21 protein-coding genes and 1 riboswitch are annotated in these 22,905 nt (G+C 54.1%); of the genes, 11 read left to right on the forward strand and 10 right to left on the reverse strand.

What is annotated here, in order from left to right; translation table 11 throughout:
- The first annotated feature begins 395 nt into the window (after window positions 1–395).
- Both purH and purD read left to right on the forward strand, forming a co-directional pair.
- Entirely contained in the window at window positions 396–1,985 is a 1,590-nt protein-coding gene (gene purH, locus IMQ48_RS21040; protein ID WP_196210524.1) for a bifunctional phosphoribosylaminoimidazolecarboxamide formyltransferase/IMP cyclohydrolase, read from the forward strand.
- A 15-nt stretch (window positions 1,986–2,000) separates the two neighbouring features.
- Window positions 2,001–3,290, forward strand: a complete 1,290-nt coding sequence (purD, locus tag IMQ48_RS21045; RefSeq protein WP_196210541.1) for a phosphoribosylamine--glycine ligase — start codon at window positions 2,001–2,003, stop codon at window positions 3,288–3,290.
- Here the strand turns inward: purD and zraR are convergent.
- Together zraR and zraS are read right to left on the reverse strand one after the other, a co-directional pair.
- Entirely contained in the window at window positions 3,287–4,612 is a 1,326-nt protein-coding gene (zraR, locus tag IMQ48_RS21050; protein ID WP_196210525.1) for a sigma-54-dependent response regulator transcription factor ZraR, read from the reverse strand. The genes purD and zraR overlap by 4 nt on opposite strands.
- A gap of 5 nt (window positions 4,613–4,617) precedes the next feature.
- Window positions 4,618–6,003 (reverse strand): two-component system sensor histidine kinase ZraS, encoded by a 1,386-nt coding sequence (zraS, locus tag IMQ48_RS21055; RefSeq protein WP_196210526.1) that lies wholly within the window; start codon window positions 6,001–6,003, stop codon window positions 4,618–4,620.
- 56 nt (window positions 6,004–6,059) lie between these two features.
- Here zraS and IMQ48_RS21060 point away from each other — a divergent pair, with 56 nt between their 5' ends.
- Together IMQ48_RS21060 and zraP are read left to right on the forward strand one after the other, a co-directional pair.
- Window positions 6,060–6,248, forward strand: coding sequence for a hypothetical protein (locus IMQ48_RS21060; protein WP_196210527.1), 189 nt, complete (start codon window positions 6,060–6,062; stop codon window positions 6,246–6,248).
- 18 nt (window positions 6,249–6,266) lie between these two features.
- Complete coding sequence (gene zraP, locus IMQ48_RS21065; protein WP_196210528.1) at window positions 6,267–6,701, forward strand: zinc resistance sensor/chaperone ZraP; 435 nt, start codon at window positions 6,267–6,269, stop codon at window positions 6,699–6,701.
- A gap of 89 nt (window positions 6,702–6,790) precedes the next feature.
- Here the strand turns inward: zraP and IMQ48_RS21070 are convergent, their stop codons facing one another.
- The 6 genes from IMQ48_RS21070 to nudC form a co-directional block, all read right to left on the reverse strand.
- On the reverse strand, window positions 6,791–7,486 hold the full coding sequence (locus IMQ48_RS21070; protein WP_196210542.1) for a DUF1481 domain-containing protein: 696 nt from the start codon (window positions 7,484–7,486) through the stop codon (window positions 6,791–6,793).
- 11 nt (window positions 7,487–7,497) lie between these two features.
- Window positions 7,498–7,770 carry a nucleoid-associated protein HU-alpha gene (hupA, locus tag IMQ48_RS21075; RefSeq protein WP_001044509.1) on the reverse strand — a complete coding sequence of 91 codons (273 nt, stop codon included), beginning with the start codon at window positions 7,768–7,770 and terminating at the stop codon, window positions 7,498–7,500.
- 186 nt (window positions 7,771–7,956) lie between these two features.
- Window positions 7,957–8,547, reverse strand: coding sequence for a YjaG family protein (locus IMQ48_RS21080; protein ID WP_196210529.1), 591 nt, complete (start codon window positions 8,545–8,547; stop codon window positions 7,957–7,959).
- A 33-nt stretch (window positions 8,548–8,580) separates the two neighbouring features.
- A complete protein-coding gene (gene nfi, locus IMQ48_RS21085; RefSeq protein ID WP_196210530.1) occupies window positions 8,581–9,261 on the reverse strand; it encodes a deoxyribonuclease V in 681 nt (226 codons plus the stop codon).
- A gap of 9 nt (window positions 9,262–9,270) precedes the next feature.
- On the reverse strand, window positions 9,271–10,335 hold the full coding sequence (gene hemE / locus IMQ48_RS21090; RefSeq protein WP_196210531.1) for a uroporphyrinogen decarboxylase: 1,065 nt from the start codon (window positions 10,333–10,335) through the stop codon (window positions 9,271–9,273).
- 49 nt (window positions 10,336–10,384) lie between these two features.
- Window positions 10,385–11,158, reverse strand: coding sequence for an NAD(+) diphosphatase (gene nudC / locus IMQ48_RS21095; protein WP_196210532.1), 774 nt, complete (start codon window positions 11,156–11,158; stop codon window positions 10,385–10,387).
- Window positions 11,159–11,254: 96 nt separating this feature from the next.
- On the opposite strand from nudC, the gene rsd reads away from it, so the two are divergent.
- The 7 genes from rsd to thiH all read left to right on the forward strand — a co-directional run bounded on the left by rsd (window position 11,255) and on the right by thiH (window position 17,356).
- Complete coding sequence (gene rsd, locus IMQ48_RS21100) at window positions 11,255–11,743, forward strand: sigma D regulator (protein WP_181618095.1); 489 nt, start codon at window positions 11,255–11,257, stop codon at window positions 11,741–11,743.
- A 53-nt stretch (window positions 11,744–11,796) separates the two neighbouring features.
- A riboswitch (TPP riboswitch) is annotated at window positions 11,797–11,919 on the forward strand.
- An 81-nt stretch (window positions 11,920–12,000) separates the two neighbouring features.
- On the forward strand, window positions 12,001–13,899 hold the full coding sequence (thiC, locus tag IMQ48_RS21105; protein ID WP_196210533.1) for a phosphomethylpyrimidine synthase ThiC: 1,899 nt from the start codon (window positions 12,001–12,003) through the stop codon (window positions 13,897–13,899).
- Window positions 13,899–14,534, forward strand: coding sequence for a thiamine phosphate synthase (gene thiE / locus IMQ48_RS21110; RefSeq protein WP_196210543.1), 636 nt, complete (start codon window positions 13,899–13,901; stop codon window positions 14,532–14,534). The genes thiC and thiE overlap by 1 nt, the downstream gene beginning before the upstream one ends.
- Entirely contained in the window at window positions 14,527–15,285 is a 759-nt protein-coding gene (locus IMQ48_RS21115; RefSeq protein WP_196210534.1) for a HesA/MoeB/ThiF family protein, read from the forward strand. Before thiE ends, IMQ48_RS21115 begins: the two co-directional genes overlap by 8 nt.
- On the forward strand, window positions 15,266–15,466 hold the full coding sequence (gene thiS, locus IMQ48_RS21120) for a sulfur carrier protein ThiS (RefSeq protein WP_196210535.1): 201 nt from the start codon (window positions 15,266–15,268) through the stop codon (window positions 15,464–15,466). Before IMQ48_RS21115 ends, thiS begins: the two co-directional genes overlap by 20 nt.
- A gap of 1 nt (window position 15,467) precedes the next feature.
- Entirely contained in the window at window positions 15,468–16,238 is a 771-nt protein-coding gene (thiG, locus tag IMQ48_RS21125) for a thiazole synthase (RefSeq protein WP_196210536.1), read from the forward strand.
- Complete coding sequence (gene thiH, locus IMQ48_RS21130) at window positions 16,235–17,356, forward strand: 2-iminoacetate synthase ThiH (protein ID WP_196210537.1); 1,122 nt, start codon at window positions 16,235–16,237, stop codon at window positions 17,354–17,356. The genes thiG and thiH overlap by 4 nt, the downstream gene beginning before the upstream one ends.
- Before the next feature lie 126 nt (window positions 17,357–17,482).
- Here thiH and cspA read toward each other — a convergent pair whose 3' ends face one another.
- Window positions 17,483–17,695, reverse strand: coding sequence for an RNA chaperone/antiterminator CspA (cspA, locus tag IMQ48_RS21135; RefSeq protein WP_096758779.1), 213 nt, complete (start codon window positions 17,693–17,695; stop codon window positions 17,483–17,485).
- Between the two features lie 954 nt (window positions 17,696–18,649).
- A complete protein-coding gene (gene rpoC / locus IMQ48_RS21140) occupies window positions 18,650–22,873 on the reverse strand; it encodes a DNA-directed RNA polymerase subunit beta' (RefSeq protein ID WP_196210538.1) in 4,224 nt (1,407 codons plus the stop codon).
- Window positions 22,874–22,905 lie beyond the last annotated feature (32 nt).

Raw genomic sequence — 22,905 nt, forward strand, 5'->3', positions numbered from 1 at the left:
TCTCTTCAACCGAACCGGCTGTTTGTGTGAAGTGATTCACATCCGCCGTGTCGATGGAGGCGCATTATAGGGAGTTCTCAGGCGCCCGCAACCCTTAAATTGCAGAAAAATGACTGACTGCTGCATTCCACAGCAAAACCCCGCCTTATACCCATTTACGCACAGAGTTATCCACAAACACCCCCGTCATTTCGGCGATCCTTTCTATCTATATACAGTTTTCAGCACTCGAAATAAGGGTCAACATTGAAAAAGAAAAATTCGCGAGCGTTGCGCAAACGTTTTCGTTACAATGCTGCGGCAAAACAAGGATGCCCCGTAAGGGGCGTTAGCTGAGTTTTTACGCAAAAATTCAGCTAACGCTCTCTGTTATAGTCAAATCCAGGGGATTTACCATGCAACAACGTCGTCCAGTCCGCCGCGCTCTGCTCAGTGTTTCTGACAAAGCAGGTATTATCGAATTCGCTCAGGCACTTTCCGCACGCGGTGTGGAGCTGCTATCTACAGGTGGCACTGCGCGCCTGCTGGCAGAAAAAGGTCTGCCAGTGACCGAAGTTTCCGATTACACCGGTTTCCCGGAAATGATGGATGGACGCGTGAAGACCCTGCATCCAAAAGTACACGGCGGCATTCTCGGCCGTCGTGGTCAGGATGATGGCATTATGGAACAGCACGGTATCGCACCTATCGATATGGTTGTCGTTAACCTGTATCCGTTCGCTGAAACCGTGGCTCGCGTTGGCTGCTCGCTGGAAGATGCGGTAGAGAATATCGATATCGGCGGCCCAACCATGGTGCGCTCTGCCGCCAAGAACCACAAAGACGTAGCTATCGTGGTGAAGAGCAACGACTACACCGCCATTATTAAAGAGATGGACGCTAACAACGGTTCACTGACTCTTGATACCCGTTTCGATCTCGCTATTAAAGCCTTCGAACATACTGCCGCTTACGACAGCATGATTGCTAACTACTTCGGTAGCATGGTTCCAGCCTATCACGGTGATAACAAAGAAGCTGCGGGTCGCTTCCCGCGTACTCTTAACCTGAACTTCATTAAGAAGCAGGATATGCGCTACGGCGAAAACAGCCACCAGCAGGCTGCCTTCTATATAGAAGAGAATGTTAAAGAGGCATCCGTCGCCACCGCAACGCAGATCCAGGGTAAAGCGCTCTCTTATAACAACATCGCCGATACCGATGCCGCACTCGAGTGCGTGAAAGAGTTCAACGAGCCAGCCTGCGTTATTGTTAAGCACGCCAACCCGTGCGGCGTGGCAGTCAGCACCTCTATTCTCGATGCCTATGACCGCGCTTACAAAACCGACCCAACCTCCGCGTTCGGCGGCATCATCGCTTTTAACCGTGAACTGGATGCTGAAACGGCACAGGCCATTATCTCCCGCCAGTTTGTTGAAGTGATCATCGCCCCGTCAGCAACTGAGGAAGCGCTGAAGATTACGGCGGCTAAGCAGAACGTTCGTGTCCTGACCTGCGGTCAGTGGGCTGAGCGTGTTGCGGGCCTGGATTTCAAACGCGTGAACGGCGGGCTGCTGGTTCAGGATCGTGACCTGGGTATGGTCACCAAGGGTGAACTGCGCGTAGTTTCCAAACGTCAACCTACTGAGCAGGAACTGCGTGATGCGCTGTTCTGCTGGAAAGTCGCGAAGTTCGTGAAATCCAACGCCATTGTCTACGCCAAAGAGAACATGACCATCGGCATAGGCGCAGGCCAGATGAGCCGCGTTTATTCCGCGAAGATCGCCGGGATTAAAGCCGCCGACGAAGGTCTGGAAGTCAAAGGTTCAGCGATGGCGTCTGACGCCTTCTTCCCGTTCCGCGACGGGATTGATGCCGCAGCAGCCGTTGGCGTGAGCTGTGTTATCCAGCCAGGCGGTTCCATTCGCGATGACGAGGTGATTGCCGCTGCCGACGAACACGGTATTGCGATGATCTTTACCGACATGCGCCACTTCCGCCATTAATCCACGGAGCAGATGATGAAAGTATTAGTTATCGGCAACGGCGGGCGCGAACACGCGCTGGCCTGGAAAGCAGCCCAGTCACCGCAGGTTTCAACCGTCTATGTCGCACCAGGCAATGCGGGTACCGCCCTGGAACCGACGCTGCAAAACGTGGCTATCGGTGTAACCGACATTCCGGCACTGCTGAGCTTTGCCCTGAACGAGAAGATCGATCTGACGATTGTGGGCCCGGAAGCGCCGCTGGTGATTGGCGTGGTCGATGCCTTCCGTGCCGCTGGTCTGAAAATCTTCGGCCCAACCGAAGGTGCCGCGCAGCTGGAAGGTTCTAAAGCGTTCACCAAAGATTTCCTCGCGCGCCATAATATTCCCACTGCGGAATACCAGAACTTCACTGAAGTGGAGCCCGCGCTGGCTTATCTGCGTGAGAAAGGCGCACCGATCGTCATTAAAGCCGACGGTCTGGCTGCCGGTAAAGGCGTTATCGTGGCGATGACGCTTGAAGAAGCAGAAGCCGCCGTGCACGACATGCTGGCAGGCAACGCGTTTGGCGACGCGGGCCACCGCATCGTGATTGAAGAGTTCCTCGACGGCGAAGAGGCAAGCTTTATCGTGATGGTCGACGGCGAGCATGTCCTGCCGATGGCTACCAGTCAGGACCACAAACGTGTGGGCAATGGCGATACCGGTCCGAACACCGGCGGAATGGGTGCATACTCTCCAGCGCCTGTTGTAACTGATGAAGTTCACCAGCGCACCATGGAACGCATCATCTGGCCAACCGTAAAAGGCATGGCGGCGGAAGGTAACACCTACACCGGTTTCCTGTACGCAGGCCTGATGATCGACAAACAGGGCAACCCGAAGGTTATCGAGTTTAACTGCCGCTTCGGCGACCCGGAAACCCAGCCGATCATGCTGCGCATGAAGTCGGACCTGGTGGATCTGTGCCTCGCCGCCTGCGACGGTAAGCTGGACGAGAAAACCTCCGAGTGGGACGAGCGCGCCTCGCTGGGCGTGGTAATCGCCGCCGGGGGTTATCCGGGCGACTACCATACCGGAGACGCGATCCACGGCCTACCGCAGGAAGAAGTCGCTGACGGCAAAGTGTTCCACGCCGGCACTAAACTCGCCGCCGACGACACGGTATTGACCAATGGGGGCCGCGTCCTGTGCGCAACCGCACTGGGTCATACCGTTGCAGAAGCGCAGAAGCGCGCATACGCGTTAATGGCCGACATCCGCTGGGACGGCAGCTTTAGCCGTAACGATATCGGCTGGCGCGCCATCGAACGCGAGCAGCGCTAACGCGAAATTTTCGCCAACAGCGTTTTACGCGTGATGCCTAACTGACGGGCGGCTTCAGTTTTGTTGCCGCCCGTTTTTTCCAGTGCCGCCAGAATCACCTCTTTTTCAACATCCACCAGCGGTTGGATCTCCAGACTGTTCTCTGCTTTTATTGGTGTCGCGGCAATCGCCAACGGCAGCTCGCGTTCAGAAATATATTCCCCTGTCAGCAGGACCACCGCACGCTCAATCGCATTTTCCAGCTCACGAATGTTTCCCGGCCAGTCGTAATGGATCAGCAGATCCATTGCCTGCGGGGTAAAACCTTTCACCGCTTTGCGGTTTCGCTCAGCAAAGCGCTGGAGAAAATGCCTGGCCAGTAGCGGGATATCTTCCCGGCGTTGACGTAATGCGGGCATCTCGATAGTGACGACGTTCAAACGATAGTAGAGATCCTGGCGAAAACGTCCGGCGTTGACCTCTTGTGCTAGATCGCGATGGGTGGCAGCAATCAGCCGTACATCCACAGCAATAGTCTGATTACTGCCTACGCGCTGGACTTCACGCTCCTGAATCGCCCGCAGCAGGCGCACCTGCATCAGGGGCGAGATGTCACCAATCTCATCGAGAAACAGCGTACCGCCGTCGGCTTCCACAAAGCGCCCTTCCCGGCGTTTATCGGCCCCCGTAAACGCGCCTTTTTCATGGCCGAACAGTTCAGACTCCAGCAGGGATTCATTCAGCGCCGCGCAGTTGAGCGTTACCAGCGGTTTATCGCTACGCGCGCTGCTGGCGTGAAGCGCCCGGGCGACCAGTTCTTTACCCGTTCCGGAGTCTCCGTGAATGAGCACTGTGGCATCCGACGGCGCAACCATCGCAATTTCGTTAAGCAGGTGCTGCATCGCCGGACTGTTGCCAATCATGCCAAACTGCGCTGCCGGGGCTGCTGCGGGTTCTATGCCGGTCGCCCGGGTATGCGCCAGCGCCTTTTCCAGCGTGTGCTGCAGACTGTCAAAATCCAGTGGTTTGATTAAGTAATCCAGCGCCCCGGTTTTTAACGCCTCCACCGCAGTCTCCACGCTAGAGAAAGCGGTCATAATCAGGACCGGAATCGCCGGATTCAGGGCTTTGATCTCTTTCAGCGTTTCAATGCCGTCCATCTCCGCCATACGCACATCGCACAATACCAGATCAAAGACGCGTTCACGCACCTGCGCCAGCGCCTCTCGTCCGCTATAGGCAAGCGCAACATCATAGCCCCAGCCACGCAGCAGCGCTTGTAGAATAGTGCAGTGGCTGATGTCGTCGTCCACAACCAGAATATCGATTTTTCCGCGTGTCATCCTTGTCAATCCTGTGATTTCGCTTTGCTCGGGAGCCAGAGAGTAAAGACGGTGCCTTTACCCTCAACGCTGGTCACCCGAATGATTCCGCCATGCTGCTCAATGATGTTTTGCACCACCGCCAGCCCCAGCCCGGTGCCGTCTGCCTTCGTCGTAAAGTAAGGGGTAAAAATAGCCTCCAGCTGATCGGGAGCAATCCCCTTCCCGCTGTCGGTAACCACAATTTTAACCCGATCGGCGCCACTTTCACTCACTGAAACCGTAACCGTCCCCTGATGCCCGATAGCATGAATGGCGTTGAGGTATAAATTCAGCAGGACCTGCGTGAGTCGGTCGGGATCGGCTTGAATAGCGGGTAACGCAGCATTCGGCGTAAACTGCAGTTGAATTTCCCGGCTCTGAGCATCCTGGCTAACCAAATGCAGCGAGTGGGTGATGACTTCATTAAGATCGACCCGCTGCAGCGTCAGGTGCGCGGGCTTCACCAGCTCCAGCAATTCACTCACCACCCGATTTAAGCGATCGGCCTCTTTCGCCATCACCTGCGCCAGTTCATGCGACTCGCCCCCCGCCGGAGTGCGTTCGGCAAAATATTTCGCTAACCCCTTGATGGATGACAGTGGATTACGGATTTCATGCGCGACTCCCGCCGCCAGATGTCCGAGCGCCATCAGCTTTTCTTTACGCTTCATCGCGTCCTGTAGCTCTTTATAAGAACGCTGATAGCGTTGGTACCAGAAAAACGTCAGCACGGTAGCCAGCAGCACCGCAGCCAGGGCAGACAAGACGATCAGCGTATTACGCCACTCTCTGGCCTGAGTCGCGGCCAGGTCGCTGGCATCAAAAGCGATAAAAATGGTTTGCGTGGGCGTATTCGCATGATCGTCATTACCGGAGCAGCGTGCCATACCGTGCCTCCCGGCCCCATACATCGGCTGGAACTGGCGATAAATCTCAAGCACCGGCGTTTGCTCACGCGCATCGGTCGGTGAGTCGATGCGCCGCCAGCGTTCTTGTTCCCCTGGATTTAATTGGCGCAGGACATCCGGTGAGTAGAGGAATTTACCGATCATAGAGGAATCACTGTGGGTAATGATTGCACCATGCTCATCGACAACGGCAAACCAGAGTACGCCCGGTTGCACCGCCATTTGCTCCAGCAGCGTTTGTTGCTGTGCATGATGCATACGCATGCCCATACCCACACGCGTGCCGGACTCAAGGGCGCGGATCAGCACGCTTCCCTTTTCCAGTAGCGTTTGTCGGGCAGCGTCACTTTCCCGGCCGTAGTCCCGAATAGTCATGATGGAAAACCACCCCACCAAAATCAGGATCGCCGCCGGTAATAACCGGCTCAGCCACTTTGCTGCCGTATCCTTATCAAGACGCATACGTTCTCCCTTTCCCCACCGTTTCCTTTCTTCATTTCAGGTATACAGCAGAAATCATGCCATCTTTTCACCCTGATAACCCTGTTCTCAGGCACAAACCCTCACAACGGGCGGGTAAAAATGACCCACCGGGCCGTCCTGGCGAGTCATTTTTACTCGCCTACACCCGGGCAGCAGCCGCGCGATCCCCGCAGCACAACGACGTCCAGGTTGGCACGGAAGATGCAAAAGAGAAAGTAAGCTAACCAACAGGAGAATGAACGATGAAACGGAATAATAAACTCGCGCTAATGGTCCTCTCACTGATGGCTCTGGGTTCCACCCCAGCGCTGGCACAGCATCACTGGGGCAATGGTGAGGGAATGTGGCAACAGGGTGGGACGCCAATGACCACCGAGCAGCAGGCCGCAGCCCAGAAAATCGCTGATGATTACTACACGCAGACCCGCGCATTGCGCCAGCAGTTGACGTCCAAACGTTATGAGTACAACGCGTTGCTCACCGCCAGCCCGCTGGACAGCGCAAAAATTAATACCGTCGCAAAAGAGATAGAGTCTCTGAATCAGGCACTGGATGAGCAACGGGTGAAACGGGATGTCGCCATGGCGGAGGCGGGCGTGTCTCGCGGTGCTGGCATGGGTTGCGGTGGCGGCAGTTACCACCGTGGCGGGGGTCACATGGGTATGGGCCACTGGTAAATAACTTAATGCCTGATAGCGCTACGCTAATCAGGCCTACAGATGGATACCGTAAGCCGGATAAGACACTTTTGCGTCGCCATCCGGCGTTAGAATGTTTTATCTTTTGGCTGCCAACGGCAGAAATCAGAATTCGCGACCAGCAATAGCTGAGATCCCTCAGGCGCTTCCAGCCATGCCACGCTCACGTCGACCGACGAGCGGCTCTGGCGGCGCTCGATATGGTTTATCGCCCATGAATCTAAGTCAGGCTTGATCGTCTCACCTTCACACGTGGTGACCGTACGTTCAGCTGCATGCCAACGGCCCTGACGTAATACCACACGCCCCTGACGCAGCGCATCGCTGGTCTGACGGATTTGATCGGCACGGTAGCGATAGAGCGCAATTTGGTCGCTGGAAAGCTGCTGCTTTTGCCCATCAACTTCACGCTGCATAAAGCTCAGTTCACCCCGATCGTCGAAACGGATGCGAACGTGCTCCGGCGGTTGGCTGTAAACATTGAGTTCTATCAAAGAGAGGGAGTCACCCTGCCAGCGGTATTCACTGGTGGTGGTACTGCCGCTACGCCATGGACTAAAAACGGAGAGCAGGTGAATATCATCGTTTGAATCTTTACGCCAGACGCGTACCGCCCCCTGATCGCCAACATAACCGCTGGCCGTGAACGGAGGAAGCTCAGAGTGGCGACTGCAGGCTGACAGCAACAGAACACCTGAAAGCCAAAGCGTATGACGCCAGATGGACAAAAGGGGCGAAACCGCCCCCTCGTTAAAACTGTTCACTGCCACGCGAATTACTTAACCGCGTCTTTCAGTGCTTTACCAGAAACAAATGCCGGTACGTTAGCTGCGGCGATTTTGATTTCTTTACCGGTCTGTGGGTTGCGGCCAGTGCGCTCAGCGCGGTGGTTCACTTTGAAGGTACCGAAACCAACCAGTTGTACAGCATCGCCTTCTTTCAGAGACTCAGTAATAGCAGCCAGAGTGGATTCCAGAGCAGCTTTAGCCTGTGTTTTGGACAGTTCTGCTTTGTCTGCAATTACATCAATCAGTTGAGTCTTGTTCATAAGTTATCCTTACAATGTGTTTATCGCTTGCTAAGCATCGAGTGCGACGGAAATGCCAGAAAAGCACTCTCCTGCATACACGCACCGATAGCCACTTTTCTTCGCCCCCCAAATGTAGACCAGACGGGGGGCGGATGGGAAGCCTCCAGGCACGACAAATCAGGCGTTAAATCACGTTTTATGGTGTCATTGCTGAAAAATTATACCGATATTGCTCTCGCCAGCCTCGCGCAGGTCTGCACGCAGCCCTTTTATCAGCTCAAGATCGCGTTCTTCGCAATCGGCTAAAAGTCGGAATATTTCCCACTGAATATCCCATTCTTGCTCCACGGCAGGATTTTCTTTCAGCTCTTCATCGGTCATTTCGCGACCCGCTTGCGTCATTTCCAGCATCGCGACGGTGGTAATCGAAGCCTTACTGACTTCAATCGCATGTTCCAGCGTTTCACCACTCAGACGAGAATGCATTACTTCGCTCAGGGCAACACAGGCGTCAATTGCCGGATAAACGCCGTACAAATCGTAGTCGTCTGCAGACGGAATGGCCTCTTCAAACTTCTCCAGCTGGCTGTCGAAATTGATTTTCGCATCCTTGACGGTCAGCACTTCCCAGACTAAATCCAGGATTCGGCGGTAAATCTGCCCATCACCAAACTCTGTTTGCTTGCAGAACATGGCGTAGTTTGGGTACATGCGCTCACACAAACAGGCCATAAAGGTGACGTGCTGCCAGCTTTCCAGCTTCTCCAGACGCAGATGAATCGGGTTTTGTAACATGATGAGTTCTCGAATACGGAAATTAGTCGCAGTTTACCCGATATGGGGCGTTTTTGCTGCAAGCCGCGTAAAGGCCGGACGTTCCGATGCCACCGCATCCGCCCAGCGTGTCGGTTCCGGCAGGCGATAGCCGTTCATACAGCGCTGCACCCACACCAGTGCGTTATCCATGCCCACGCGATGACCGGTAGAGATAAACAGTGGATTACAGCGTGCTTTGCTGCGCCAGACCCACGCCAGCTGCTCGCCTTTATCCAACAGCGGCGCTAGCGCCCCAGGTTCAGCGGATAAAGGTCCAAACTTGCCGCACAGCCGTTTTTTCGCCACGCCAATCGTCGGGACATCCACCAGCAGACCAAAATGGCTGGCGACGCCAAGACGACGCGGGTGGGAAATACCGTGACCATCAACGAACACTAAGTCAGGCTTCTGCGATAATTGCTCCCAGGCAGCCAGCAGCGCAGGATATTCGCGAAAAGAGAGAAACCCGGGGATATACGGCATGGTGGTGGCGATACGCGCTACCTTGTATTCAACCAGCTCAAGAGAAGGATACTTCAGTAGCACGATGGCGGCTCGCGTCACCTCTCCGCCCTGCTCAAACCCGACATCTGCCCCGGCGACCAGATCCGGAGGATCGCTTTTAAAGCGATCTTCACGGATCACCGCAGAGGCCAGTTCAAGCTGCTGTGCACGCAGCGACGCGAGATCCATAGTTATTCCTTAGCGATGGTATTGCGCCGACAGACGATGTACAGCCTCCACAAACACCCCAGCATGTTCCGGCGGCACGTCCTGGTGGATGCCGTGACCGAGGTTAAAGACGTGGCCTTCACCCTCGCCAAAACCCGCCAGTATCGTGGCGACTTCTTCTTCGATACGCGTCGCCGGTGCGTAGAGCATGGACGGGTCCATATTCCCCTGCAGCGCCACTTTATGACCGACACGACGACGCGCATCGGCAATATCTGTCGTCCAGTCGAGACCCAGCGCATCACAGCCGGTTTCCGCCATCGCTTCCAGCCACTGTCCGCCGCCTTTGGTGAACAGGGTGACCGGCACGCGGCGGCCATCGTTTTCACGCAGCAGGCCATCGACAATTTTGTGCATGTAATAGAGAGAGAACTGCTGATAGTCGCGACCGGTCAGCACGCCGCCCCAGGTGTCGAAAATCATCACCGACTGCGCGCCCGCTTTGATCTGCGCGTTCAGGTACAGCGTGACGCTTTTCGCCAGCTTATCGAGCAGCAGATGCAGCGATTTTGGATCGGCGTACATCATCTTTTTAATCACAGTGAAGGCTTTGCTGCTGCCGCCTTCCACCATGTAAGTCGCCAGCGTCCACGGACTGCCGGAGAAGCCGATCAGCGGCACTTCACCTTTCAGTTCACGACGAATAGTACGTACCGCATTCATCACGTAGCCCAGTTCTCCTTCCGGGTCCGGGATAGGCAGCTTATCCACATCGGCCTTGCAGGTGATGGGAGAGGTAAAGCGTGGGCCTTCGCCAGCTTCAAAGTACAGCCCAAGTCCCATCGCATCCGGGATGGTCAAAATGTCCGAAAAGAGGATCGCCGCATCAAGTTTATACCTGCGCAGCGGTTGTAACGTCACTTCGCAGGCCAGCTCGGCGTTTTTGCACAGCGCCATGAAATCGCCCGCTTGCGCACGGGTGGCTTTGTACTCCGGCAAATAGCGGCCCGCCTGGCGCATCATCCATACCGGAGTAACATCAACGGGCTGGCGCAGCAGCGCACGCAGGTAACGATCGTTCTTCAGTTCGGTCATTTTTATCTTCCTTTTAGCGTCAGGCCGTCAGTGTATCATTACTCGTTCTTTACTCGTACTCAGCCCGACACATCGCCACGGTATCTTCGATCAGTCGACGCGCGACGGTTCCCGGCGGGGGAAGCAACGGTAAGTCATCGTAGCGATACCAGTTCGCTTCCAGCAGTTCTTTCTGGTCGATGACGATCTCCCCGCTATCATATTCCGCCATAAACGCGGTCATCAAAGACTGTGGGAACGGCCAGGGTTGGGAGGTGACGTAGCGCAGGTTTTTCACCTTAATGCCGCTTTCTTCCATCACTTCTCGCGCTACCGCTTGTTCTAACGTCTCCCCCACTTCAACAAAACCGGCCAGTACGGTATGTACGCCGTTGCGGTGGCGAACATGCTGAGCCAGCAGAAGCGAATCTTCACGACGAATGGCGACGATAATACAGGGGGCAATTTGCGGGTAATAACGTTCACGGCAGTGGCTACACAGCATTGCCCATTCGGTTTTGCTCGGGTGCATCGGATGGCCGCAATAACCGCAGAATTTGTGCGAACGGAAAAACTCAGCCAGTTGCACGCCGCGTCCGGCCAGTTGAAACAGCCCTACATCCTGATCGAGTACCTGGCGCACTGAGCCCATATCGTGGCGACGCTGCTGCTGCACCAGCCAGACGGTTTCACCCTCCCACTCACCTATCGGCAACGCACGCTGACCCAGCAGATCAAAACCTGCCGCGTCACCATGCGGTAGCTCCCCGTGAGGCAACCATAATTTTTGTTCATGACTGACAATCCACCAGCCGCTGTCTAATTTTTCAATAATACGATCCATATCTCTTGCGCAACCTTTGCTTCACAGGCATGTTGTTTACATTATTTTTACATTTATCGGTGAGCCGTTTTTCAACACCACCTTGCGGAGTCAATCATGCTAAACCAGCTGGAAAGCCTGACGGAACACGTCGGAGGAAGTAATAAACTGGTTGATCGCTGGCTACATGTACGTAAGCACCTGCTCGTGGCTTACTACAATCTGGTTGGCATTAAGCCTGGCAAAGAATCGTACATGCGACTCAATGAAAAAGCGCTGGATGATTTTTGTCAGAGCCTGGTCGACTACCTCTCCACCGGACACTTCAGTATTTATGAACGTATTCTGCATAAATTGGAAGGGAACGGGCAGCTTTTAAAAGCCACAAAAATTTGGCCACTGCTGGAAGCCAATACGCAGCAGATTATGGACGACTATGATTCCAGCCTGGAAAACGCCATTGATCACGATAATTTCCTTGAATTTCAACAGGCATTGTCGGATATCGGCGAGGCGCTGGAAGCCCGGTTTGTGCTGGAAGACAAGCTGATTATGCTGGTGCTTGATGCAGTACACGACAGCGCAATGATCAAACGCCCTGCTTGAGATTTGCGTGAGTAACAGGTAGTTTACAACCATTCCTCCTCGCCAGAGGGGGAGTTATCTTGTCGGAGTGCTTATTTTCCACAACAGCATAAGTGGAAAAGGCTGAGACCGTTAATTCGGGATCCGCGGAACCTGATCAGGCTAATACCTGCGAAGGGAACAAGAGTAAACCTACAGTTGTATCGCCCATGAGCGATCTTCTCTCTTGCTTCATCCGTCGTCTGACAAGCCATATCCTTACTTTTTTGGAATGAGCTATGTCTGCCACTACTAAACCCACTCGTCGCGAACAACGCGCCCAGGCCCAACACTTTATCGACACCCTGGAAGGGACCGCCTTTCCTAACTCAAAACGCATCTACATTACTGGTTCGCAGCCGGATATCCGTATTCCGATGCGTGAAATCCAGCTCAGCCCAACGCTGACTGGTGGCTCGAAAGATAATCCTCAGTTCGAAGAGAATGAAGCCATCCCGGTTTACGATACCTCCGGCCCGTACGGCGATCCGGATGTGGCGATTAACGTCCAACTGGGTCTGGCAAAACTGCGCCAGCCGTGGATATCCGCACGTAATGACAGCGAAGAGCTGGACGACCGTAGCTCCGCCTATACCAAAGAGCGCCTGGCCGATGATGGCCTGGACGGGCTGCGTTTCAACGGCTTGCTGACGCCTAAGCGCGCCAAAACCGGCCGCTGCGTGACCCAGTTGCACTACGCGCGCCAGGGCATCATCACTCCGGAGATGGAGTTTATCGCTATCCGCGAAAATATGGGCCGCGAGCGCATTAGCAGTGAAGTGTTGCATCACCAGCATCCAGGCATGAGCTTTGGCGCCAGACTACCGGAAAATATCACGGCGGAATTCGTGCGTGATGAAGTCGCTGCCGGGCGCGCCATCATCCCCGCCAACATCAACCACCCGGAATCAGAACCGATGATCATCGGACGTAATTTCCTGGTGAAGGTCAATGCCAACATCGGTAACTCAGCGGTCACTTCCTCCATCGAAGAAGAAGTGGAAAAGCTGGTGTGGTCCACGCGCTGGGGGGCGGATACGGTGATGGACCTGTCCACCGGTCGCTATATTCACGAAACGCGTGAGTGGATCCTACGCAACAGCCCGGTGCCGATCGGCACCGTACCGATCTACCAGGCAATGGAGAAGGTCAACGGGATCGCCGAAGATCTGACCTGGGAAGCGTTCCGCGATACGCTGCTGGAGCAGGCCGAACAGGGTGTCGACTACTTCACCATTCACGCGGGCGTGCTGCTGCGCTACGTGCCGATGACCGCTAAGCGCCTGACCGGGATTGTCTCGCGCGGCGGTTCCATCATGGCGAAATGGTGCCTCTCCCATCACAAAGAAAACTTCCTGTTTGAGCACTTCCGTGAAATTTGTGAAATTTGCGCCGCCTATGACGTTTCCCTGTCATTGGGCGATGGCCTGCGTCCGGGCTCTATTCAGGATGCCAACGATGAAGCGCAGTTCTCCGAGCTGCATACGCTGGGCGAGCTGACCAAAATTGCCTGGGAATATGACGTGCAGGTGATGATTGAAGGCCCTGGCCACGTACCGATGCAGATGATTAAGCACAACATGACCGAAGAGCTGGAACACTGCCATGAAGCGCCATTCTACACCCTGGGGCCATTAACAACCGATATCGCCCCAGGCTATGACCACTTCACCTCCGGTATTGGCGCGGCAATGATCGGCTGGTTTGGCTGCGCGATGCTGTGCTACGTCACACCAAAAGAGCACCTTGGCCTGCCGAATAAAGAAGATGTGAAGCAAGGACTGATTACCTACAAGATTGCCGCCCACGCTGCCGACTTAGCTAAAGGGCATCCGGGTGCGCAGATCCGCGATAATGCCATGTCAAAAGCGCGCTTCGAATTCCGCTGGGAAGACCAGTTCAATCTGGCACTCGACCCGTTCACCGCCCGCGCCTACCACGATGAAACCCTGCCACAGGAGTCCGGCAAAGTCGCTCACTTCTGCTCTATGTGCGGGCCGAAATTCTGCTCGATGAAAATCAGCCAGGAAGTGCGCGACTACGCCGCCGCACAGACCATTGAAGTGGGAATGGCGGATATGTCGGAAAACTTCCGCGCCAAAGGCGGTGAAATCTACCTCAAAAAAGAGGAGGCATGATGTACCAGCCTAATTTCCCAACGGTCCCTTTCCGACTCGGACTGTACCCGGTGGTCGACAGCGTTGAATGGATTGAACGCCTGCTGGCAGAAGGTGTGCGCACAATTCAGTTGAGAATCAAAGATAAGCGCGATGAAGAGGTCGAAGCCGACGTAATTGCCGCCATCGAACTAGGGCGTCGCTACGATGCCCGTCTGTTTATCAACGACTACTGGCGACTGGCGATTAAACACCATGCTTACGGGGTACATCTCGGCCAGGAAGATCTTGAAACCACCGATCTAAAGGCGATTCAGGCCGCAGGGTTACGTCTTGGGGTATCCACCCACGATGATATGGAGATTGACGTGGCGCTAGCCGCCCGCCCCTCTTACATCGCACTGGGACACGTCTTCCCGACACAAACTAAGCAGATGCCATCAGCCCCACAGGGATTGGTACAACTCGCCACTCATATCGAACGGCTGGCCGATTACCCCACCGTCGCTATTGGCGGTATCAGCCTTGAACGGGCACCGGCTGTACTGGCGACCGGCGTGGGCAGCATTGCGGTGGTCAGCGCCATCACGCAGGCCGCTGACTGGCGAGATGCCACGTCACAGCTGCTTTCGATTGCAGGAGCAGGCGATGAATGATCGCGATTTTATGCGCTATAGCCGCCAGATTTTACTCGGTGATATTGCGATAGAGGGCCAGCAGACGCTGCTCAACAGCCACGTGCTGATTGTTGGTTTAGGTGGATTAGGCTCCCCTGCCGCGCTGTATCTGGCGGGTGCGGGGGTCGGTAAGTTGACGCTGGTGGATGATGACGATGTGCATCTGAGTAATCTGCATCGGCAAATTTTGTTTACCACCGATGACGTTGCTCGCCCGAAATCGCAGATCACACAGCAGCGGCTATCACGGCTTAACCCGGATATTGAGCTGGTCGCACTTCAGCAGCGCTTAACGGGAGATGCGCTCAGGCATGCGGTGGCGCGAGCTGACGTCGTGCTCGACTGCACCGATAACATGGCCACACGCCAGGCGATCAACGCAGCCTGCGTGGCGCTGGATACGTCGTTAATTACCGCCAGCGCCGTGGGTTTTGGCGGTCAGCTAATGGTGCTGACACCCCCCTGGGAACAAGGCTGTTACCGCTGCCTGTGGCCAGATGATGTTGAACCCGAGCGCAACTGCCGTACCGCAGGCATTGTTGGCCCGGTAGTCGGGATCATGGGGACAATGCAGGCACTGGAAGCTATCAAACTCCTCAGCGACATTGAAACCCCGAGCGGAGAGTTACACCTGTTTGACGGTAAAACCAGCCAATGGCGTAGCCTGGCGTTACGCCGCGCCCGCGGTTGTTCGGTATGCGGAGGGCAACATGCAGATCCAGTTCAATGATGAGCCAGTACAGTGTACCAAGGGGCAAAGTGTCAAAACTCTGCTGGCTGAACTTAATCAACTTAAGCCGGGGACAGCGTTGGCGCTGAATCAACGGATCCTGCCGCGTGAGCAGTGGGAACAGCAAATTGTGCAGGAAGGTGACCAGATCCTGCTTTTTCAGGTTATTGCAGGGGGTTGATATGTTACGTATTGCCGACAAGACGTTTGATTCGCATCTGTTCACCGGCACCGGGAAATTTGCGTCATCGCAGCTGATGGTCGACGCCATTCGCGCCTCCGGTAGTCAGTTGGTGACACTGGCGATGAAGCGCGTGGATTTACGCCAGCACAACGATGCCATTCTTGCACCACTGGTCGAGACCGGGGTAACGCTATTGCCTAATACCTCAGGGGCGAAAACGGCGGAAGAAGCCATCTTTGCTGCGCAGCTGGCGCGCGAAGCGCTGGGGACACACTGGCTGAAGTTAGAAATTCATCCCGACGCCCGTTGGCTGTTGCCCGATCCTATTGAAACGCTGAAAGCCGCTGAAGCGCTGGTCAAACAGGGCTTCGTGGTGTTGCCCTACTGCGGCGCGGATCCGGTATTGTGTAAACGGCTGGAAGAAGTGGGCTGTGCGGCGGTCATGCCGCTCGGTGCGCCCATTGGCTCAAATCAGGGACTGGAAACTCGTGCAATGCTGGAAATGATTATTCAGCAAGCTACCGTCCCAGTGGTGGTCGATGCGGGCATCGGCGTACCCAGCCATGCTACGCAGGCGTTGGAAATGGGGGCCGACGCGGTGTTGGTCAACACGGCGATTGCCGTGGCGGACGACCCGGTAATGATGGCGACGGCGTTCCGACTGGCGGTTGAAGCGGGCCTTCTGGCACGTCTGGCCGTACCGGGGAGCCGCAGAACCAATGCTTGCGCCACCAGCCCGTTGACCGGGTTTCTGGAGGCCTCGGTATGAAAACCTTCAGCGATCGCTGGCGACAGCTGGAGTGGGACGACATCCGTCTGCGTATTAACGGCAAAACCGCCGCAGACGTACAGCGGGCACTCAATGCTTCGCAGCTTAGCCGCGATGATCTGATGGCGCTGCTCTCGCCAGCCGCCGCCGACTATCTGGAGCCGCTGGCCCAGCGGGCGAAAAAGCTCACCCGCCAGCGTTTTGGCAATACGGTCAGCTTTTATGTTCCGCTGTATCTTTCGAATCTGTGCGCCAACGACTGTACCTACTGTGGCTTTTCCATGAGCAACCGTATCAAGCGTAAAACATTGGACGAATCAGAGATTCAACGGGAGTGTGCAGCGATCCGCGAGCTGGGTTTTGAGCATCTGTTGCTGGTCACCGGCGAGCATCAGGCGAAAGTCGGCATGGACTATTTTCGCCGCCATTTACCTGCCATCCGCCGTCAGTTTTCTTCGCTACAGATGGAGGTGCAACCGCTGTCAGCAGCCGAATATGCTGAGCTAAAGGTACTCGGTCTGGACGGTGTGATGGTGTATCAGGAGAGCTACCATGAGGCGACTTATGCCCAACATCATCTGAAGGGGAAAAAGCAGGACTTCTTTTGGCGGCTGGAAACGCCGGACCGACTGGGTCACGCCGGTATCGACAAAATTGGCCTTGGGGCACTGATTGGCTTGTCTGACAGTTGGCGGGTTGATTGCTATATGGTAGCCGAGCATTTGTTGTGGATGCAGCAACACTACTGGCAGAGCCGATACTCGATCTCGTTCCCACGTCTGCGCCCGTGTGCGGGGGGAATTGAACCGGCATCGATCATGGATGAACGCCAACTGGTGCAAACCATTTGTGCGTTTCGCTTACTGGCGCCAGAAATAGAGCTGTCGCTCTCCACCCGCGAATCACCGTGGTTTCGCGATCACGTGATTCCGCTAGCAATCAATAACGTCAGTGCCTTCTCAAAAACACAGCCCGGCGGTTATGCCGATAACCATCCTGAGCTGGAACAATTTTCCCCGCATGATGATCGCCGCCCTGAAGACGTTGCTGCAGCACTGAGTGCGCAGGGCTTACAGCCAGTATGGAAAGACTGGGATAGTTTTCTCGGGCGTGCGTAACAGATGTAGTGAACCTGGATGTAAAAACGAAAAAACCCGCTTTCGCGGGTTTTTTATTCACTATCACTTATCTGCTCAGGCTCTGGCCGTCATCGCTATCGTAAGCGTTAGTAAGATTATCGGCGATTACAGCGCGATAACGTTAACAGCAGACGGGCCTTTCGCGCCGTTCTCAACAGAGAACTCTACTTTTTGGCCTTCGTCTAAAGTTTTATAATCGTTGCTCTGGATAGCTGAAAAATGCACAAACACATCTTTGCTACCGTCCTGAGGAGTGATAAAGCCGAAGCCTTTCTCAGAGTTAAACCATTTTACTAAACCAGTCATTTTGTTAGACATAGATACTTCCTTTCATATTTTTGAGCCGCTTAAGCAGCGAAGATGGCCTGTTTTGCAGAAATTAACTTATGGGGCACTTAGGAGGAGGCTCATGAAGAAGAGTATCTGAGGATAACGCTTGAACTGAGAACTGCTTTACTAAAACTGCTTGCATAAGGTCTGTGTTCCAAACCGATGTCGCTATAGTAGCCTTACTTCTAATCATTAAGCAAGCATTAAATTATTTAATAACGTTCGTCAGATGGAATGTTGAGCGATTGCGATTGAGAGCCTGAGTAATACGTTGATATAAATAATAAAAGCCCTGACCGTTGCAGCCAGGGCTTTAAGTTACTACAAACTTCAGATTTAACATTAAGTGACTTACAATTTGATACTGCTGTTTGTACTACATTTTAAATGTACACGTTTACCACAGATAATATTGGAGAATGCTACTAACGAACCTTCCTCTATTTACCGTTAAACATATTTCACCAGCTTGATAAACTCACTCAAGAATGGCGGCCTAAACAAGTACACTTCCCCTCGCGACATATACTCTTTGATGCGTGGCCTTACTTCCCTTGCGATTACTCAATAATGAAAACCGCAAACATTAACTTTTAAATCATGGCCTTACATCGTCGCGCTTACTTAACTTTTTGCGATTACATATATCAACTACGTAGCCTTAAAGCATCGTCGATGTGAAATAAAATAACTTCAACGTCGACTACCCCATACAACAAAATACTTCGTGGCCTTTATCGCAATCCCCCTATCGAACTCTACTAACTCTTACTGCTTTAACAGCTAACTACTCTTTCTCTGCTGTTAAGTATTAACATACGGATTTAAAAAACAGTGTCAATACTGTTTTTAATGACATGTCTTTATTGACAGTATTTATAAGACTGACATCAGGCAAAAAAAAACCCGCCGAGGCGGGTTTTTCATTACAGTCAGCAACGATTAATCGTTGTTAGAACCGCCCAGACCTGCGTTCAGCAGTTCTGCCAGGCTGGCAGATGCATCTTCCGCAGTAACCTGAGGTGCAGCCGGCTGTTCGCCCGCTGCGCGACGGCGCATACGATCCTGGTGGTACGCATAACCGGTACCGGCAGGGATCAGACGACCCACGATAACGTTCTCTTTCAGGCCACGCAGTTCGTCGCGTTTACCCGCAACGGCTGCTTCGGTCAGGACACGCGTGGTCTCCTGGAACGATGCGGCAGAGATGAACGATTCGGTTGCCAGAGACGCTTTGGTGATACCCAGCAGGTCGCGAGAGTAAGTTGCCGCAACTTTGCCGTTCGCTTCCAGATCGCGGTTAGCAATCTTGACGCGGGAGTATTCAACCTGTTCGCCTTCCAGGAAGTCGGAGCTACCAGCACTATCAATGGTCGCTTTACGCAGCATCTGACGAACGATAACTTCAATGTGTTTATCGTTAATCTTAACGCCTTGCAGACGGTAAACGTCCTGAACTTCGTTGGTGATGTAACGCGTTACCGCGTGTACGCCACGAAGACGCAGGATGTCGTGCGGTGCTTCCGGACCGTCGGAAACCACGTCACCACGTTCTACACGTTCACCTTCGAACACGTTGAGCTGACGCCATTTTGGAATCATCTCTTCGTACGGTTCGCTGCCATCTAATGGGGTGATAACCAGACGACGCTTCCCTTTGGTTTCTTTACCGAAGGAAATGATACCGCTGATTTCCGCAAGAATAGCCGGCTCTTTCGGACGACGTGCTTCGAACAGGTCCGCAACGCGTGGCAGACCACCGGTGATATCCTTGGTACCGCTGGATTCCTGAGGAATACGCGCCAGAGCATCACCCGCACTGATCTGGATACCATCTTCCAGCTGAACAATCGCTTTACCCGGCAGGAAGTACTGCGCAGGCATATCGGTACCTGGGATCAGAACGTCGTTACCGTTAGCATCAACAATTTTCAGTGCCGGACGCAGGTCTTTACCACCTGCAGTACGTTCTGCAGAATCCAGAACTACCAGAGAAGACAGACCGGTCAGCTCGTCGGTCTGACGAGTAATGGTCTGGCCGTCGATCATGTCAGTGAAGCGGATGAAACCACTTACTTCAGTGATAACTGGCATGGTGTGTGGATCCCAGTTTGCAACGGTTTCACCGCCAGCAACCTGCTCGCCATCACCTTTCGCCATAACAGCACCGTAAGGCACTTTATAGCTCTCTTTGGTACGACCGAATTCGTCGATCAGTTTCAGCTCGGTGTTACGCGAGGTGACTACCAGCTTACCGGCAGAGTTCACAACCGACTTCGCATTGCTCAGACGGATGCTACCTTTGTTTTTCACCTGGATGCTGGATTCAGCAGCCGCACGAGATGCCGCACCACCGATGTGGAACGTACGCATCGTCAGCTGTGTACCCGGTTCACCGATGGACTGTGCCGCGATAACGCCGATGGCTTCACCTTTGTTGATGATGTGGCCACGTGCCAGATCACGACCATAGCAGTGCGCACATACACCAAAGTCGGTGTCACAGGATACAACGGAACGAACTTTGACGGAGTCAACAGAGTTCTCTTCCAGCAGGTCACACCAGTGCTCGTGCAGCAGCGTGTTGCGTGGAACCAGAATATCCGCGGTACCCGGCTTCAGAACGTCTTCAGCAGTCACACGACCCAGTACGCGATCGCGCAGCGGTTCTTTAACATCACCACCCTCGATAACCGGGGTCATGGTGATGCCTTCCAGCGTGCCGCAGTCATCTTCAGTCACAACCAGATCCTGCGCGACGTCAACCAGACGACGAGTCAGATAACCGGAGTTTGCTGTTTTCAGTGCGGTATCCGCCAGACCCTTACGCGCACCGTGCGTGGAGATGAAGTACTGGAGTACGTTCAGACCTTCACGGAAGTTCGCGGTGATTGGCGTTTCGATGATGGAGCCATCCGGCTTCGCCATCAGACCACGCATACCTGCCAGCTGACGAATCTGTGCTGCAGAACCACGCGCACCGGAGTCGGCCATCATGTAGATGCTGTTGAAAGAAACCTGCTGCTCTTCGACGCCATCACGGTTGATAACGGTTTCGGTCTGCAGGTTATCCATCATCGCTTTGGATACACGATCGTTCGCCGCTGCCCAGATATCGATAACTTTGTTATAGCGTTCGCCCGCGGTTACCAGACCAGACTGGAACTGCTCCTGGATCTCAGCAACTTCAGCTTCCGCTTCAGAGATGATCTCGTGTTTCTTCTCTGGGATGACCATGTCATCGATACCAACGGATGCACCTGAACGCGCTGCATAAGCAAAGCCAGTGTACATGGTCTGGTCAGCGAAGATAACGGTCGGCTTCAGGCCCAAAATGCGGTAACAGGTGTTCAGCATTTTGGAGATAGCTTTCTTGCCCAGCGCCTGGTTGACGATGGAGAAAGGCAGACCTTTCGGTACGATCATCCACAGAATGGCGCGACCAACGGTCGTGTCTTTCAGGCTGGTATGTGCAACGAATTCGCCGTTTTCATCTTTTTCGTATTCGGTGATACGCACTTTAACGCGCGCATGCAGAGAGGCCAGACCTGCGCGATAGATACGCTCAGCTTCTTTCGGGCCAGTCAGCACCATGCCTTCGCCTTTGGCGTTAACACAGTCACGGGTCATGTAGTACAGACCCAATACAACGTCCTGAGACGGAACGATGATAGGTTCGCCGTTCGCCGGGGACAGAATGTTGTTGGTAGACATCATCAGCGCACGCGCTTCGAGCTGGGCTTCCAGCGTCAGCGGTACGTGAACAGCCATCTGGTCACCATCGAAGTCGGCGTTGTATGCCGCACAAACCAGAGGGTGCAGCTGGATAGCTTTACCTTCGATCAGTACCGGTTCAAATGCCTGGATACCCAGACGGTGCAGTGTTGGTGCACGGTTCAGCAGTACTGGGTGTTCGCGGATAACTTCGTCCAGGATATCCCAAACGACAGCTTCTTCACGCTCAACCATTTTCTTAGCGGCTTTAATGGTGGTGGCGAGGCCACGCAGTTCCAGCTTGCCGTAGATGAACGGTTTGAACAGTTCCAGTGCCATTTTCTTCGGCAGGCCGCACTGATGCAGACGCAGGTATGGACCTACGGTGATAACAGAACGACCGGAGTAGTCAACACGCTTACCGAGCAGGTTCTGACGGAAACGACCCTGCTTACCTTTGATCATATCGGCCAAAGATTTCAGAGGACGTTTGTTAGAACCGGTGATCGCACGACCGCGACGACCGTTATCCAACAGGGCGTCAACCGCTTCCTGCAGCATACGTTTTTCGTTACGTACGATGATATCTGGCGCAGCCAGATCCAGCAGACGTTTCAGACGGTTGTTACGGTTAATGACGCGACGATACAGATCGTTCAGGTCAGAAGTCGCAAAACGACCACCATCCAGCGGAACCAGCGGACGCAGATCTGGCGGCAGAACCGGCAGAACGGTCAGGATCATCCACTCTGGCTTGTTGCCAGACTGTACGAACGCTTCCAGCAGTTTGATACGCTTGGTCAGCTTCTTACGCTTGGTTTCGGAGTTGGTTTCGTTCAGCTCTTCGCGCAGAGTTTCACACTCTTGCTCCAGATCCATGCTCTTCAGCAGGGCCTGGATAGCTTCCGCACCCATCTTCGCGTCGAATTCGTCACCGAACTCTTCCAGCGCGTCCAGATACTGCTCTTCAGTCAGGATCTGTTGACGTTCCAGGTTAGTCATACCGCCTTCGATAACCACATATGATTCGAAGTACAGTACGCGTTCGATATCACGCAGCGGCATATCGAGCAACAGACCGATACGGGACGGCAGCGATTTCAGGAACCAGATGTGCGCAGTCGGAGACGCCAGCTCGATGTGGCCCATACGCTCACGGCGTACTTTAGTCTGGGTCACTTCAACGCCGCACTTCTCACAGATCACACCACGGTGTTTCAGGCGCTTGTACTTACCGCACAGGCACTCATAGTCTTTTACTGGCCCAAAGATACGGGCGCAGAAAAGGCCGTCACGCTCAGGTTTGAACGTACGGTAGTTAATGGTTTCCGGCTTCTTAACTTCACCGAAAGACCATGAACGGATCATGTCTGGCGAGGCCAGAGCAATTTTGATCGCATCAAACTCTTCGGTTTTAGTCTGCGCTTTCAGAAACTTTAATAAATCTTTCACGGATTTGCTCCCGTCGGAGTTAGCACAATCTG

It is taken from the genome of Citrobacter sp. Res13-Sevr-PEB04-36 (assembly GCF_015672735.1).
GTDB lineage: Bacteria > Pseudomonadota > Gammaproteobacteria > Enterobacterales > Enterobacteriaceae > Citrobacter.